Annotated in this window: 16 protein-coding genes; 3 read left to right on the plus strand and 13 right to left on the minus strand. The window is 60.7% G+C overall.

The annotated features are described in order from the left end of the window. Positions 1-15 precede the first annotated feature (15 nt). Positions 16-825 (plus strand): TatD family hydrolase, encoded by an 810-nt coding sequence (locus NA619_RS00350; RefSeq protein WP_255958884.1) that lies wholly within the window; start codon positions 16-18, stop codon positions 823-825. Between the two features lie 112 nt (positions 826-937). Beyond that, positions 938-2410: a methyl-accepting chemotaxis protein gene (locus tag NA619_RS00355; RefSeq protein WP_255958886.1), complete on the plus strand. Its 1473-nt coding sequence runs from the start codon at positions 938-940 to the stop codon at positions 2408-2410. Positions 2411-2466: 56 nt separating this feature from the next. Here NA619_RS00355 and NA619_RS00360 read toward each other — a convergent pair whose 3' ends face one another. From NA619_RS00360 to selD, 8 genes are all read right to left on the minus strand, one after another. Next, on the minus strand, positions 2467-3264 hold the full coding sequence (locus NA619_RS00360; protein ID WP_255958888.1) for an acyl-CoA thioesterase: 798 nt from the start codon (positions 3262-3264) through the stop codon (positions 2467-2469). Between the two features lie 98 nt (positions 3265-3362). Further along, entirely contained in the window at positions 3363-5387 is a 2025-nt protein-coding gene (locus NA619_RS00365) for a transglutaminase TgpA family protein (protein ID WP_255958890.1), read from the minus strand. Beyond that, positions 5384-6346: a DUF58 domain-containing protein gene (locus NA619_RS00370; RefSeq protein WP_255958892.1), complete on the minus strand. Its 963-nt coding sequence runs from the start codon at positions 6344-6346 to the stop codon at positions 5384-5386. The genes NA619_RS00365 and NA619_RS00370 overlap by 4 nt, the downstream gene beginning before the upstream one ends. A 32-nt stretch (positions 6347-6378) precedes the next feature. Further along, the gene (locus NA619_RS00375; RefSeq protein WP_255958894.1) at positions 6379-7296 is read right to left on the minus strand and encodes an AAA family ATPase; all 918 of its coding nucleotides are present in this window, start codon (positions 7294-7296) and stop codon (positions 6379-6381) included. A gap of 181 nt (positions 7297-7477) precedes the next feature. Continuing rightward, entirely contained in the window at positions 7478-8080 is a 603-nt protein-coding gene (locus tag NA619_RS00380) for a flavin reductase family protein (protein WP_255958896.1), read from the minus strand. A gap of 71 nt (positions 8081-8151) precedes the next feature. Continuing rightward, positions 8152-8430, minus strand: a complete 279-nt coding sequence (locus NA619_RS00385; RefSeq protein WP_255958898.1) for a hypothetical protein — start codon at positions 8428-8430, stop codon at positions 8152-8154. A 27-nt stretch (positions 8431-8457) separates the two neighbouring features. Further along, positions 8458-9567, minus strand: a complete 1110-nt coding sequence (gene mnmH, locus NA619_RS00390) for a tRNA 2-selenouridine(34) synthase MnmH (RefSeq protein ID WP_255958900.1) — start codon at positions 9565-9567, stop codon at positions 8458-8460. Next, a complete protein-coding gene (gene selD, locus NA619_RS00395) occupies positions 9567-10601 on the minus strand; it encodes a selenide, water dikinase SelD (protein ID WP_255958902.1) in 1035 nt (344 codons plus the stop codon). Before selD ends, mnmH begins: the two co-directional genes overlap by 1 nt. A 210-nt stretch (positions 10602-10811) precedes the next feature. Between selD and NA619_RS00400 the strand changes: the two genes are divergently transcribed. Continuing rightward, positions 10812-11801: a patatin-like phospholipase family protein gene (locus NA619_RS00400; RefSeq protein ID WP_255958904.1), complete on the plus strand. Its 990-nt coding sequence runs from the start codon at positions 10812-10814 to the stop codon at positions 11799-11801. Positions 11802-11813: 12 nt separating this feature from the next. Here the strand turns inward: NA619_RS00400 and NA619_RS00405 are convergent, their stop codons facing one another. The 5 genes from NA619_RS00405 to NA619_RS00425 all read right to left on the minus strand — a co-directional run bounded on the left by NA619_RS00405 (position 11814) and on the right by NA619_RS00425 (position 16161). Next, positions 11814-12878: an AI-2E family transporter gene (locus tag NA619_RS00405; RefSeq protein ID WP_255958906.1), complete on the minus strand. Its 1065-nt coding sequence runs from the start codon at positions 12876-12878 to the stop codon at positions 11814-11816. A gap of 80 nt (positions 12879-12958) precedes the next feature. Next, a complete protein-coding gene (locus NA619_RS00410) occupies positions 12959-13762 on the minus strand; it encodes a DUF4892 domain-containing protein (protein ID WP_255958909.1) in 804 nt (267 codons plus the stop codon). Positions 13763-13940: 178 nt separating this feature from the next. Then, positions 13941-14798 (minus strand): alpha/beta fold hydrolase, encoded by an 858-nt coding sequence (locus NA619_RS00415; RefSeq protein WP_255958911.1) that lies wholly within the window; start codon positions 14796-14798, stop codon positions 13941-13943. Continuing rightward, the gene (locus tag NA619_RS00420) at positions 14795-15601 is read right to left on the minus strand and encodes an alpha/beta fold hydrolase (protein WP_255958913.1); all 807 of its coding nucleotides are present in this window, start codon (positions 15599-15601) and stop codon (positions 14795-14797) included. The genes NA619_RS00415 and NA619_RS00420 overlap by 4 nt, the downstream gene beginning before the upstream one ends. A gap of 104 nt (positions 15602-15705) precedes the next feature. Continuing rightward, entirely contained in the window at positions 15706-16161 is a 456-nt protein-coding gene (locus tag NA619_RS00425; protein WP_255958915.1) for a hotdog fold thioesterase, read from the minus strand. Between the last annotated feature and the right edge of the window lie 20 nt (positions 16162-16181).

Genomic DNA, 16181 nt, shown 5'->3' on the forward strand with positions numbered 1-16181 from the left:
TAAGCGAGACGATTCATGCAACTTGTCGACATCGGCGTTAATCTGACCCACCCCACGTTCGCCCGTGATCCTCGCGCGGTTTTAGATCGAGCCTACGCCGCCGGTGTAACGCAGCTGGTTCTGACCGGCACCAGTCTTGGCGAGAGCGAATCTGCGCTGAATCTCTGCCGGGAGCTGGACGGCGGCCAGCAACGACTTGTTTGCACCGCCGGCATTCACCCCCATGAGGCCAGCCAGTGGAGTTCCGAAACGGCCAGGGAACTCCAAAATCTGCTTGCCGAGCGCGAAGTGCGTGCGGTTGGCGAATGCGGTCTGGATTTCAATCGTGACCTTTCCCCACGCGCTCAGCAGGAACGGGTGCTCGAAGAGCACCTGCAGCTGGCCGTTGAGACCGGGCTGCCCGTCTTTCTTCATGAACGGGACGCCGACTTGCGTCTGGTCGAGATCCTCCGCCCGTTCCGCGACCAGCTCAGTGCAGCGGTAGTGCACTGCTTCACTGGAGAGAAGCGAGCCCTATACGCCTACCTGGATCTCGACCTGCACATTGGTATCACTGGCTGGATTTGCGACGAGCGTCGAGGCACGCATTTGCATGCGCTCGTGCCAGAGATTCCGGCGACGCGGTTGATGCTCGAGAGCGATGCGCCCTACCTGCTCCCGCGCACCCTGCGCCCGAAACCCAAGGGCGGGCAGAACGAACCGGCATTTCTCCCTGAAGTCCTGCGGGAAGTGGCGTTGCATCGCGGCGTGAGCCAGGAGGAGCTGGCGCAGAGCACTACGGTTTGTGCCCAGAAGTTCTTCGGAATGCCATCAGTGAATCCCTAGCTATTGGGCTCAAGCCATTCCGATCTCTGCCGTTAACAGAACGGGTTCACAAGTTGCGCAATGCCACCGCCCGGGCTAACCCACCCCGGCATTGACCAGAGAAGAGCATTCAATGGCTTTATGGATTCGCGATCTGTCCCTGAAATACAAATTCTGGGCATTGAATATGGTGGCGTTCGCCACGACGCTGCTGCTGGTTCTTTTTGCCCTGCAACTAGAACAACAATCGCGAAGCCAGGACGCGCAGAACGCAGCCGAGCAGCTGGGCGCCCTGCTCCGCGCCTGGCCTGAAGGAAGTCCGGTGCCCCAGGGTCGGGATATTCAGGCGTTCACTGCAGGCCAGGCGGTCACCATCGACGGAAAACCGGCCACCATTAATCAAGGCTGGGTTGAGGTCGAACATGATCGATTGTTCGCTAGCACCCCTGTAGTTGGCGCCTATCTGGTTGCCAGAGGCAACGGCGACAAGCTCGCGGTACTGGCGCGGGCGCCGAGCGCCTGGCAACTGCTCGCTGAACATTTCTTCAGTTACGCGATAGCCGTCGCGGTACTGATGCTGATCCTGCTGGCGGCATCGCAACTGCTGATCAAATTCCTGCTGAGCCACCTCAACACCCTCAAGGACGTGATGGTCCATGTGGAGCGCAGCGGCGATCTGGCTGTTCGAGTGCCGCTGGACAGCCGCGACGAAGTCGGCCAGATGGCCTCTGCATTCAATGCCATGCAAGCCGGTTACCAGCGCATTGTCGGCACCGTTGCCCAGGCTGCAGGCAAGCTGGACTCAAATGCCGGCCGGCTGGCCGCAAGCATGGCAGGCGTCCGCCAAGGGATGCTCGCCCAACAGAGCGAAACAGATCAGGCCGCAACCGCGATCAATGAAATGACTGCCACGGTTCACCACATTGCCGAACATGCACGGGAAACCAGCGATCAGTCGCAGAGCGCGGATCGTCTGGCGGGCGAAGGTCATCGGGTCGTGGTCAGGGTGGAGCGCTCCATCTCCAACCTGTCGCAGGGCGTACAGCAGACCTCCGAGACCATCGGCAAGCTCGCTGCCGACAGCCAGAAGATCAACGGTGTAGTCAGCGTCATTCATGGCATCGCCGAACAAACCAATCTGCTCGCACTCAATGCCGCGATCGAAGCAGCAAGGGCTGGCGAGATGGGACGCGGTTTTGCCGTAGTCGCCGACGAAGTCCGCAGTCTGGCCAAGCGGGTACAGCTCTCGACAGACGAAATCACACAGATGGTTGCCGGCTTGCAGGCCATGACCCGGGACGCCGTCGAGTTCATGCAGGAGAGCTCGCTCAAGGCCGATGATTGCGTGCGTGAAGCACGTGAAGCTGGGATTGCGCTGGAGGCCATCACCGTTGCCGTGGCGCAGATGCGTGAGAGCAATACTCAGATCGCCGTGGCAGCCGAGCAGCAGAGCGACGTGGCCGAGGAACTCAACCGGTCAGTGACTGGGATTCGCGATGTCACCGACCAGACCGTGCAACAGACCGCTGCGTCGGCGACGACCAGCGCAGAGCTGGCTGCGCTCTCAGGCGAACTGAGCAAGGCGATTCAGCAGCTCAAGCTCTGATCGCCTCTATAGACCGAGCCCCTTGTTTCGCTCGGCTATTTTCAGCGGCAGGTCGGTTATCCGAAAACCGTAACCGTCTGCCGGCTCAGGGCAACCAACTCGCGGCTGCCTGTCCATAAAGCCGCAGCGCAGTGGCCGTAACCGTCCTGAGCATGCTCGATCTCCGCGCGATATCGGCACCATTCATGGGTATCGAGCAGGGGCAACGGCTGCACGAACTCGATGGTCCAGGTCAGTGAACTGCCCGGCGCAAAGCTCTTGAGATGCGGCAGTACGGCCGGGGGCCACGCATCCACCAGCGCCAGCAGATGCGAAACGGTCACGGGCTCACGATCGACCTCCCCACGCTGGCGGACCCAGCCGCCCATTTGACGCGAGGTATTGCCGGAAAACGGCAGCCCGCCGATGCCCCAGCGCAACGCTAAATGACGCGTGAATTCGGGCGTCGCACCGCTGATATACGGCAGCTCCTGGCACTCATCCACCGGGGGAAGTTCCGGTGCGGGCATGGCCTCTACCCTGACAGCCGAAACACGTGGCGCACCGAAGCTGCCCTGCACCAGCGTTACAACCTGCCCGTTCTGGACCGCACGCCCTAGAACCTGGCTGACAGCCTTGCCCTCACGCAGCACTTCGGCTTCAAAGCTGACCGGCACATCGACCGCCAGCGGCCCGACAAAGGTGATCGCGAGCGACCGCACCGGCCGGTCGCCAGGCACCTTGGCTTGCATTGCTTCGAACACAAGCGCCGCAGCCAAACCACCAAAGCCTGCTCGTCCCTGCCCCCAACTGGCTGGAACGACTACCTCTTGCGGATTTTTACGCACGGCTTGTATCAATTCGGACAGGGTCATTCCCACCTCGACTCTTAGTTATTCGGATAGATGTTATCGCCGCATGCACCGTTGCTGGTGCGTCCGAGCCTTCGGTGATGACTGATCATCGTGACGCGCTATGAATCACCCGCATTCTTTTCGCGAGCGCTGGTTTTGGACATCACGGAGCGCCAGGGCAGCTGGCGTCGCAATCGGGCAAGCGCAGTGTGCACCTCCGCCTTATCTGCGGGACGACCGGCATATCGCGCCTGCTCGTACAGACTGGAAAAGTCCGAGATAGGCCCAGCAACATCCGGTAGCTGCGCTGCTGCACGCTGAGCGAAATCCCGCGCGCCTTCGCCGGGGCGGCGCGCAATACCATGGCGCGCCAACAGCCGTTCGAAGCGACGGTATTGACGCACCTGAGCATCACGTTCCCGTCGCCATGGCTTGAGCAGGATGATCGCCAGCAGCCCGATCAGCAACGCGCCGACCGCGACCATCAACACCCCGAGCTTGCGCGCGTCAACCTTGCCGAACAGCCCTTGCAGCACCTCCAGCTGTCGCTCGCCCTGGTAGTTGAGCACCCAACGCTGCCAGCCATAGTTCAAGCTGTCCCAGCCAAACCGCAGGTCGTTGAGCCAGCCAATGTCGCGGTAGTTCCGCAGCCCCATCAGGGTGCCTTCCATGAGGTCCTGCTCTCCGGCGAGTGCCTCTTCCAGGCCCTGCTCGATTCGCTCCGGCGCAACCTGGAAAGTGGGATCGACACTGACCCACCCCTTATCTGCTTCCCAGTATTCGATCCAGGCATGGGCGTCGAGCTGGCGAACCGAGAGGTAATTACCCGAGGGATTGATCTCGCCACCCTGATAGCCGGCGACGACCCGGGCCGGAATCCCCGCCGCACGCAGAACGAATGTCATGGCGCCGGCATAATGAATGCAGAAGCCGTTCAGGGTCTCGAACAGGAAGTCATCGACGATATTCTCACCGACCGGCGGTGGGCGCAGAGTGTATCCGTACGGCTGCTGATTGAAGTGGCTGAGAAGCGCCTGCACGGTCGCTTCGGCAGTTTGATGCTCACGACGAAGCATCTGCGCCCACTCCCGGCTGCGCGGGTTGCCCCCATTCGGGAGTTGCAAGGCTCGCCCCAGAGTCGCCGACCCCGCGCCGGGCTCTCGCAGCGCCTCGGTCCATGAACGTGCCTGATAAAGCAGCGGCTTATCGACTGCCCGTGGGCGCTCCAGATGGAAATCAGCCATCAGGCGCGCACCGCCGGCATCGACCTGCGCCACATCCAGCGCATACAGCCATGGTCGCCCGCTGGGCTGCATGACGATGCTGTACGCGACCGGCGTGCCTTGTGGCGTCCATTGAGGCTCTTGTGGCACCTGTGAGGAGAACGACTGGGACCAGCGCCGGCCATCGAATCGCTCGAAGGTTACCGCTCGCCAATACAGCTGCTCGCGATCGGGGATGGGCCCTTCAAAGCTTGCACGGAACGCCAGCGCGCTCGAGCGGCTCAGTTCGGCGATATCGCCAGGCGACATGCTATCGGCCAGACCGGTCACCCCGCGGTCCTTGGGTTGCGGCAACGACCATAGCGGGCCGAGCCTCGGAAACAGGACGAACAGCACCACCATCAGCGGTATCGCCTGTAACAGCAGGGATCCGGCGAGGCGCAGGGTGGGCCAGGGATGGGTATCCGTCGTACTTTGCTGCAGCCCGATCATTGAGGCGAGCAGCGCAATGATCGGCGCCAAGCTGTACACCCCGGCGAGCAGGCTGTCGTTGAACAGGTAACTGGTGACCACTGCAAAAAAGCCGAGAAAGATCAGCACCAGTGCATCCCGCCGGCTGCGCATCTCCACAAGCTTGAGGATGAACGCGGCGATCAGGAGCACGACACCGGCGTCGAGCCCGACCAATCCGCCGCGCGAGAAATACACGCCAAACGCAGCGCCGAGCATCATCAGCGCTTTCGCCCAGGCCCGCGGATAACGGGCACGCATACGGAAAATCTGCACCCGCCATGTCGCGCAACCCAGCCAGAGGCCGATGATCCACAGAGGCAGATGGGAGAGATGCGGGAGAATAACCAGAACCTGTGCCACCAGCAGCCAGATCAGACCATTGCGGGGAATCGGCTGCGAGGCGCTCATCGCTGCACCTCCGGCGGTAGCCCGAACAATGCCAGCGCCCGCAGGCACCGGCCGCGATGCTCCACGCCAGCGCCCGCGTCGAAGGTCGTCCCAGCCAACGACAGGGCGAATGGTTGCTGATGTGCCGAGAGCTCCACAACCCAATGGCAGAGCACTGATAGCCGTGATTCGGTATCGCCATCGAGCGCATCGAAATCCAGCAGCGGATCCTCACCAGCGAGGGCGCTGAAGTCCTTTACCAGCAAGCCCTGACCCCGCGAATAAGCTTTCCAGTTCAATCGCTTGCGCGAGTCACCCGGCTGCCAGGGCCGCAGCCCCTGATAATCGTCGATACCGATGCCGTGAGCACGTACGCCGTCGTCTTCCTGCTCGACATGGCCACCGGTCTTGGCAAGATCACCTTCTAACGGCTGCGGATAGACGAGTGTTGCAAGCTGTAGGTCGATCCAGCTCCAGGCCACCAGTATCCCCAGTGGAAATCGGCTCTCGACGCGCAACCGTCCGGGCCTCAACCAACCACGGCGGTCTGTAGGCAGGCTCAGCTCGACTTCACAAGTGCCTCCGGCGGGCACATCCACCTGCTGCAAACCGCTCCTTGGCCAGCCGACAGAAACGGCCTGGTAAAGGCGGCCCCGGCTTTCCAGGCGCACTCGCAAGCGGGCCTGCTCCCCAAGAAAGACGGCATCCGATCCACCGGCCTGCAATTCAAGCCCAGCCAGATTCCGCCAGGTGTGCAGAATGGCCACCACGAAAACCGAACCGAGCAAGAAAGTAAGCGCAAAGGCCAGGCTGTTCTCGTAGTTGATCGCAGCGATCAGCATAAGGATCAGAGCAATGACAAAGCTCATGCCTACCGCGGTAGGCATGATGAAGATGCGCCTCTGATCGAGCCGCACGCTTGGGCCCGGCGGAATTCGCTTGAGCAGCCAGCGATCCCGCAGCCTTGGTAACAGTCGCATGGCGCCCTCCCCTCAATTCAGGCGAGGCGGCATTACAGTGCCGGGACTTCGCGCAGTAACCATTGCACCAGGGCGCCACCGCCGTGGCCTGTGGCATCGGCGCGTTCACGCAACCGATGGCCGACCACTGAAGGCAGTACGGCCTGAACGTCTTCAGGAATGACGTATTCCCGCCCATCGAGGAAGGCCCAGGCCCGGGCGGCTGCGAGTAGCGCCAGACTCCCGCGTGGTGAGAGCCCCCAGGCGAACTGCGGTTGGGTACGGGTGGCCTCGACCAGTCGTAGCACATAGTCCACCAGCGCATCACTGACCCGGACTGCACTTACGGCATCCTGAATGGCAGCCAGCCCGACGCGGTCCAGCTGAGGTTGAAGACGCGCCAGCAGATCCCGTCGCGAGTCTCCCAGCAGCAACGCCTTCTCCGCGGCCTTGGCCGGATAGCCCAGCGACAGGCGCATGAGAAAGCGATCGAGCTGTGATTCCGGCAGCGCAAAGGTGCCGCCTGAGCTCACCGGGTTCTGAGTGGCGATCACGAAGAAGGGGTCTGGCAAAGGCCGGGTCGCGCCCTCGATGGTGACCTGGCCTTCTTCCATCGCCTCGAGCAATGCGCTTTGACTTTTCGGTGTGGCTCGATTGATTTCATCGGCCAGTACCAGCTCGGCGAAGATCGGCCCAGGGTGAAACAAGAACTGCCCGCTGTCCTTGTCGAAGACGGATGTTCCGAGAATGTCGCCAGGCAGGAGGTCTGAGGTGAACTGGATGCGCTGGAAATCCAGTCCCATGACCTTGGCCAGCGCATGACTGAGGGTCGTTTTGCCCATACCGGGCAAATCTTCTACCAGCAGATGCCCCCTCGCCAATAGACAGGCCATGGCCAATCGCACCTGCGATTGCTTGCCGAGCAGCACTTCATTGACTGCTCGCAGACAGACATCCAATCGGGCGCGCATGCAACTCTCCTATGTCGGTATGGCTCGATCCTACTGATCATCGCTCGCCTGGCAAAGCGCTAGAACGGTATCAGGCCCGGCGAACTGCCAACTTGATCCCGGCCTGAGCGTTAACCATCATTTGAGCGTTGCCCGCCAGTCGGCGCGCCCCTAAAAAGCGCGCATCACGCACCTCGACACCTCAAGGGCGCTGCAGCTGAAATCGATCACGGGTGTAGCTGTAATGGCTGCCGCCGAGCCGACCGACGAGGTCAAGACGAGCGGGATCGATACGCCCCGAATCATCGAGCACCTTGTCATCAATATGCGCAAGCAACACCTCGGCAAAGATCAGCTGGCAATTGGGCGCTTCGGCCGGATAAGGCAGGATCTGCGCGACGCGGCATTCGAAGGCAACTGATGCGCCTGCGACCCGTTGCACGTCGATCATATGAGCCGACTCGCTCGCAATCCCGCAGTGCTCGAACTCGCTGATCCCATGAGGCAGCGTCGCGGCAGAGGCATTCATCGCGGCGGCCTGATCGGCGCTGACCAGTTGGACGACCAACTCTCCTGTATCACGCGCGTTGCGCGCCGTGTCCTTGGGCTGCCCATCCTTCATGCCGACGTTTATCAGCAACGTCGGCGGATCGCTGCTGATGACCTGAAAAAAGCTGAAAGGGGCTAGATTACTCACGCCGTCGAGCGAGCGGGTGGACACCCAGGCAATCGGTCGTGGTGTGATGGTGGACGTCAGCCAGCGGTAGGCTTCGACGGGCGAAAGGGAAGAAAACTCGACTTGCATTCGATAATCCTGCTGACTACCTGGCAATTGCGCCGGGGGATGCGGCACCTGAACAGGTGCCGCCTGAAGCATCAACGGCCGGCGCGCGACTCGCCAAGATAGAAGCGAGCCTTCTTGGCTTTTTCCACACAGCCCTGATAGGCCTCGAACTGCTGCTGGGTCTTGGCGCCAGTCAGCAGTGCCATCGCCTTGGAGTAACTGACCGTTCCGGCAAATCCTTCCGCTTCTGCGAGGCTCTGCTCTTCCCAGGCCGAATCCAGCTGTGACGCGCAGCTGTCCCGGTAAGCGGTCTTGGCCGCGCAACCCGTCAGGGCCAGCGCTATCAGCGACAAACAGATCATGTTTTTCATCGATACATCCTCGTTTTCGAGACCTGCTTAGTTTTGTTTTCTGCTCAAGCCACGCTCGCGCAGATATTCGACAACGGCTTGCTGCTCCCCGGCGAATTCGATTCGAGCGGCCTTGCTCTCGCGCTGGTAGGCATACATCGGATCGTAATACTGCGTCAGCAACGCTGCGATCCACTCCCGGTGCAGATCGACCGCACCGGTGCTCACCTGCTCTGCCAGCGCCCTATCCATTATCGCGGCCAGTCGGTTATAGCACTCACCCCCCAGCCGCTTGCTGATATTGACCAGACTTTGCTGCAAACGCTCGGCAAATGCCGAGAATCCTTCTTCGCCGTGCTCCACAATGAACTCAGCGCAGAGGTCGATTACATAGTCCTTGAGGATTCGATCGATCCTTCCCTCCAGACTGTCCTCTAGCCAGACCAGCGGATAGCCCTGCATGCCTTGAAAGAGCGGCAGAGGAATCGAGCACCGCCCAACTAGCCGGGCTTCGTCTTCGAGGATGAATTGCCGGGCACCAGCGGCCTGCATCTTCAGCAAGCGGATGGCGAGCATGTTTTCGAAATCGATCTGCACTGGCTGCGGTGTGGCACGTTTGCCGAAACTGGAACCTCGATGATTGGCGATGCCTTCAAGGTCGACACTTTCATCCAATCGCGCCAGGACCTCGGTCTTGCCTGTCCCGGTCATGCCGCCGACCAGCACGAAATCGTCCTGCGCCGCCGACTGTTCGATGGTTTCCAGCAGAAAATGACGCATCGCCTTGTAACCGCCCGTCACGCGCGGATAGTCGATACCCGCCTCGCTTTTGAGCCATTGCTGGACTAGCTGCGAGCGCAATCCGCCGCGGAAGCAGTAGATGTAGCCATGGGGATGCTGGCGGGCGAACTCGACCCATGCCTCGATGCGCTCAGTCTTGACCTGGCCACTGACCAACCGATGGCCCAGCTCGATCGCCGCCTGCTGACCATGCTGCTTGTAGCAGGTGCCGACCTTCTGCCGCTCGACGTCGTTCATCAATGGCAGATTGACGGTCAGGGGAAAGGCGCCTTTGGCGAACTCTACCGGCGCACGGGCGTCCATCATCGGAACGTCGTTGAGGAAAAGCTCCCGGAAGTTATCGGTATCTCCACGCATCAACGAACCTCGACAGCGAAGGCGCCGGCTTCGACCAGTTGCCCGATCGGCTCCAGTGCCAGCCCTAGCTCCGCAGCAACCGCCTGGAACTCGCTATCGCCTTGAGGATCGACCGCCACCAGCAGACCACCGCTGGTCTGTGGATCGCAAAGCAGCTGCTTATGCGCCTCATCGAGCGCGCCGATGCGCTCACCATAACTATCGAAATTGCGTCCAGTACCACCCGGTACACAACCCTGCTCCAGGTAATACTCCACGCCCGGCAGACGCGGGACGCGTGCATATTCGATTTCAGCAGTCAGACCACTGCCATCCGCCATTTCCACCAGATGGCCTAGCAGGCCGAAACCGGTGACATCGGTCATGGCGCGCACGCCTGCCAGCTTGCCGAACCGGCTGCCTGGAGTGTTGAGGGTGCACATCCAGTCACGGGCCAGGCCAATATCCTCGGCGCGTAACTTGGCCTTCTTCTCGGCAGTGGTGAGGATGCCAATGCCCAAAGGCTTGGTGAGATAAAGCTTGCAGCCAACCGTCGCTGTATCATTTCGCTTCATCTGCGCCTTGTTCACCAGCCCGGTCACGGCCAGGCCGAAGATGGGCTCAGGGGCATCTATCGAGTGGCCCCCAGCCAGGGGAATGCCCGCTGCGTCGCAGACGGCGCGGCCACCGGCAATCACTTCTCGTGCGACTTCCGGCGGCAGGACATTGACCGGCCAACCCAGAATGGCGATCGCCATCAACGGATCACCACCCATCGCGTAAATGTCGCTGATGGCATTGGTGGCTGCGATGCGCCCAAAATCGAATGGATCGTCGACGATGGGCATGAAGAAATCCGTGGTCGATACAACGCCACGCTCTTCATCGATGCCGTAAACCGCGGCATCGTCGCGCGAAGCATTGCCCACCCACAGGCGCGGATCGAGATTCTGCGCCCCGCTGCCGGCAAGGATCACGTCCAGCACCTTGGGTGAGATCTTGCAGCCGCAGCCGGCACCGTGACTGTATTGCGTGAGGCGGATCGGTTCGCTCATCTGTGAGGCTCTCGTGACGCTGGCAAAACGGGCGCCGATTGTAGCAAGAAGGCCATCGGAGGGCGGAGTACGCCAATACGCGGCAGAATTCGTGAACCACGCGCAAGGTTCTGATCCGATGATATGGCTGCTGCTGATTTAGGCAACATCGCCCCTTGATGCGTCAGCCCTGAGGCTTGAAGCTATGGCCCCTGCCAAAGGGAGAATCGCATGGGCAACAAGGTCGCACTGGTACTGGGTTCGGGTGGAGCGCGAGGGTACGCGCACATCGGTGTAATCGAAGAGCTCACTGCGCGCGGGTATGAAATCAGCTGCATCGCGGGCTGCTCCATGGGCGCGGTCGTAGGGGGAATCTACGCTGCCGGAAAACTGGATGAGTACCGAGAGTGGATCGAGAGCCTGGACTATTTCGATATGCTGAGGCTTGTCGATCCGAGCTTCAGTCTTGGGGCTATACGCGGCGAAAAAATATTCGGCCGCATTCGGGAGATGCTGGGCTCGATCAACATTGAAGACCTGCCGATCCCGTTCACCGCAGTCGCGGCTGACCTGACCAATCAACAGGAGATCTGGTTTCAGGAAGGCAACCTGGAGCTGGCGATGCGCGCCTCGGCCGCCATTCCAAGCCTGTTCACCCCGGTCATGCAGGGCAACCGGATGCTGGTGGACGGCGGGATTCTGAACCCGTTGCCGATCGTCCCGGTGGTGTCCAGCCACAGCGACATCATCATCGCGGTCAACCTCAATGCGAACAATCACCGGCAGTATCCGCTACCGGAAGTGATCCGCCCTGGCCGCTTTGACGCCATGGTCAGCTCTATCAGTTCGCATATACCCTTCTGGCGCAGCAAGGGGCTGGAGGAACAGATCGCGGAGCTCAATGGGGTCGAAGCGCCTGATATCGACAGCCTGCCGCCTGCTGCACCATCGGCACCGAGTGCTCCGAAATCTGCAGAAGGCTCGATGGTGGTGGACGTGGGCGGGCCCGCGTCGTTGCTCGAGCTCATCAACCAGAGCTTCGAGGTGATGCAATCCTCGCTTACGCAGTACAAGATCGCCGGCTATCCGCCAAATGTGCTGATCAACATCCCCAAACGTGCCTGCCGGTTCTACGAGTTCTACAAGGCACCGGAGCTGATCAAGCTGGGGCAGATCATTGCGAGGGATACGCTCGATAAATACGAGCACGATCAGCTCTAATCACAGGGATCATCAGGCCGGCGGCTTATCAGCCGCGGCTACTTCCGGCATCTCCTTGATCAGCCAGTCACCCAGCAGGCTATAGGCGACCGCAAGCAGTGTTGGGCCAAGGAAAAGGCCCATGAACCCAAAGGCCAACACGCCACCAAACACCCCAAGCAACACCACCACCAGCGGCAGATTACCGCCGCGACTGATCAGATAGGGTTTCAGGACATTGTCCACCCCGCTGATGATGAACATGCCCCAAATGCCGAGAAACACGGCCATGCCGTATTGTCCTTGCCACGCCAGCCAGGCAACTGCGGGGCCCCAGATCAGCGGCGGAACCATCAGAAAACTGAAGGCAAAGGTCAACAGACCAAGGATCAGCGCACCCGGAATGCCGGCGATGGTGAATCCGACATATGCCAGGATTGCTTGTGCTGCGGCAGTCCCGATCACACCGTTGACGACACGCTGAACCGTACCGGCGACGAGTTCGAGGTAATGATCGGCACGGTCACCTATCAACCGGTGCAGCAGGCTATGGACGAATGCTGCCAGCTTGGGGCCGTCGCGGTAGAAAAAGAACACCAGCACCAGGCTCAATGCCAGTTCCAGCATTCCCCCGCCGATACGCGCGCTTCTTACCAGCAACCAGTTGCCGACCTGCCCGATATACGGGCGGACTGTCGCAAAGAAGGCAGTGCCCTGCTCGTCCAGCGTGTTCCAGAGATTCAGCAGGCTATCGCCAATCAGCGGCAGCTCACCCAGCCATTGCGGCGGCGACGGCAGGCCCTGCACTTGAAGATTGTGCACCAGCACATTCACTTCCCGGATCTGATCGGCGATGTTGAAACCCAGCCAGACCAGCGGAACGGCAACCAGCACCATCCAGCCTACCGTCAGCAGGGTTGCTGCCAATGTCGAGTTACCTTTCAACCAGCGAGTCAGCACCCGCATGACCGGCCAGCTGGCGAACGCCAATACAGCTGCCCAAAACAGCGCCGAGGCGAACGGAGCCAGCACCCACACGCAGGCGCCAAGCAGCACCAGGAGCAGAATCTGCACCAGCAGACGATCGTTGTTGAGCATGGTGTTACCTATGGATGTACAAGGTGCGCTTTAGAACAAAGCGCACCGGGGGGACGGCTATTGCAGTATGAAACGCACCCTTAACGCAATAGCTTGATAAGCAGGCCGTCTTCATCAGACGCCTCTGCCTCTATCCGCCTAGCCTTGACGCGTTCTTGCGTCAGCGCCTCATACCAGCCGGCAGCGCCCTTACCTTCCAAGGCGACCCTAACGGTGCTGTCGAGTCGGAGGACGTTTGCCAGCAGCGCACCCCATTCTGCGGTGGGTTCCTGAGGCAAACGCGGCAGTCGGAGTTCGCCGGTACTCTTCAGTTGGCGCAACAAGGTGGCCGGATTGGGCAAGATGATTCCAAGCGAGTCTTCAGGAACAAAGGATTCCACCTGTAAATACGAACGTCCATTACCCCGGGTGATGCCATACAGCGCCATGAAGCGGTCTGAATCGCCGGGCAGACGCGCCAGCAGATAGGCTTGGCGCGCTTCGGGGCCATACAGCGCCGAACGCTGAAAAACGTCGTTAGCCCATAGACTGCTGGAACCGCATTCACGTCCCTCGCACCAGAAGAGCAGCTCGGCACCGTCTTCCACCAATCGATTTCGCGCTCGCTCGAACGCCTCGATACCGCTATGGACGGCCGGTAGCTGATAAGTGACGGCTGTCAGCTGACCACCAGCGCTAATCTGATCACTCGTACGCACTTGCCCGCTGATCCGGCGAATCGAGTCCAGCGGGTAAGTCCGCTCCAGCACCTGCCCTTCCTTGAAGGCAACGATCTCCGACTGGGGATACCGTGGCAACGCGTCGAAATCGCGGCTGCCCGGCGAGTCAGCAGCGCCAGCGGCCGCTGATGCCGCCATCAGCACGGTCAGTCCGATGGTTCGCATGCGGCACCTCAACGGAACACCATCGGCGCTGTGGTCCGCCCGTTGGATATGGAAGAGGTATCGGAGTCAATCATCGAGGTGGTCCCTGCTAAAACGATGGCCCAGCCTCGCCAGTTGGCAAAAGCAAGTCAAGCAAGGCTTTGCGACAGATTCTTGCGTAAACGCCACGGGCCTTGAATCAAACTGCGCAGAACGGGTTGAAAACTGCTGCTACGGCTTCAGCGCCAGGCTGGTCATCCAGATGGAGATGGTGCCCACCGTGAAGGCGATGCCGCGAAAATGGAAAGGACTCGATCAGCTCGAGCATAGCGGGCTGAGTCATCAGCCCCTGCTCCGCCAGCACCAGGCTCGCGGGGCACTCGACACGATTCACGAACGCCATGGCATGTGCACGACTGAGGCGCATCGGCGAAGGCAGCATCAGACGCGCATCCGTGCGCCAGGTATAACCGCCAGGTACGGGCATCAGCCCTCTGAGGGCTAGCCGTTCGGCCGCATCATGACTTACCGCGCCGACACCTTTCATGCGGGCTGCCACAGCCTGCTCGAAGCTCTCATATACCGGTTTGCGCTTGTCATCGACAGCGAGCAACGCCTGGAGTGATTCGCCTAGTTTCTGTGGTGCGGTGTCAGCTTCGCCAGTGTAGGGAATCACACCATCGATCAATGCCAACCGCTCGACCCTGTCCGGCATGGCGCCAGCGAGCAGGACAGACACGATGGCCCCCATGGAATGGCCCAGCAGTGAAAAGCGCTTCCAGCCGAACTGTTCGGCGGTCTGCAGCACATCGTGAGCGTAGTCCCAGATGTTGTAAGCCGCGCCTGTCGGCCGGTGATCAGAATGCCCGTGCCCCGGAAGGTCAAGCGCAACGATCCGTACACCTTTCATCAGCGGCGCCAGTCGCGAGAAGGTAGCTGCATTGTCCAACCAGCCGTGCAGAGCGATCACCGGGCGGCCATCCTCGGGGCCGTAGAGGTGCGCAGCGACTTCTATGTGCGGCAAGCTCAAGCGGATTTCTTCGAACGGAACATTCATGCAGCACCTCTTCTGTCCAGCTCACTCCAGCGGCTGAACACCTGTTTAAGCAGAATTGCCGTGTCATGTGGGCGCTCGAGTGGAAACATGTGCCCCCCCGGCAGGGTGTGGGATTCGCCATGAGTCACCAGCCTCAGCAGATAGGCATGATGGGGCAGCACGACTCGACTCTGGCGCCCCCGCACGACGGCGAGCGGTATTTTCAGCGCGTGTGGCCAACCCGGCGTCACGTGCGGCACGCTTCGATAGATGCGAATTTCCGTCTCAGGATCGAACCGAAGACGCAGGCCCTGAGCCGTCTGCTCCAGTCCATGCTCGACATAGGCGTCCAGACAGTCCGGGTCGAATCCGCGGAACAACGCCTTGCTGGTGAAATAGTTACGTGCCTCTTCTTCACCGCTGAACAGCTCGCGTCGGCCCAGCGTCCGCCCCGCGGGTGTCAGCCGGTCTATGAAGCCGAAACGCTTGGCCGCCCAGATCAATGTCTGGTCGAACCAAGTGGGCATCGGCGAATCGAGCATGACCACACCCCGGTAGAATTCCGGGCGTTGCAGCGCGGCATGGTAATGAAGCATGCCACCGAGCGAGTGCCCAACTCCCCAGACAGGCTCATCCAGCGCGGCAAGCTGCTCGAGCAATTCCTGCACCAGGTTCTGCCAGTTATCGTCCACCGGGAAGCGCGGGTCGTGCCCATGCTGGTCTAGATGAGTAACGGCATACTCGGGCGTCAGCGCCTCGAACAGCTTGCGATAGGTAGCGGATGGAAAGCCGTTGGCATGGGCGAAGAAGATGCGTTGCGTCATGATTTCGATGCGACCGGAAGAAGGCGATCATTGTCTGGCCCCCTTCCGCTTACGGCAATCGGCGGGAATGGCAGAACGGAAGGCAGTCCTGCCAAACGAGGCGCCTACGACGCCTCTTTGCGCCTCGGGCTGGCTTCGCCCAGGGGAACAACCGCTACGGTCAGACGGGAAATACAGCTGAGCTTGCCATCGTCACCGCTCAGCCGGATGTCCCAGACGTGGCTGGAGCGTCCAAGATGGACCGGACGACATACGGCGGTTACGCGACCGCTGCGTAGCGCGCGGATATGGTTGGCGTTTACTTCCAGGCCAACGCAATAAAACCGGTCGGGGTCGATACACAGATAACTGGCCATTGAGCCTGCCGTTTCCGCCAGCACCACCGAAGCGCCACCGTGCAACAGGCCATAGGGCTGATGCGTGCGTGAATCGACCACCATGCTTGCTGTAATCGAATCCTCATCGAAGCTTTCGAACCGGATATCGAGCAGTTCCACGATGGTGTTCTTACGGTTTTCGTTGAGTTGTTCCAAATCCGGGGGACGGTGCCAAATGCTCAAGAGTCGCTCTCCATTATTGT

This window comes from Stutzerimonas stutzeri (genome assembly GCF_024448895.1).
In the GTDB taxonomy this organism is placed as follows: domain Bacteria; phylum Pseudomonadota; class Gammaproteobacteria; order Pseudomonadales; family Pseudomonadaceae; genus Stutzerimonas; species Stutzerimonas stutzeri_Q.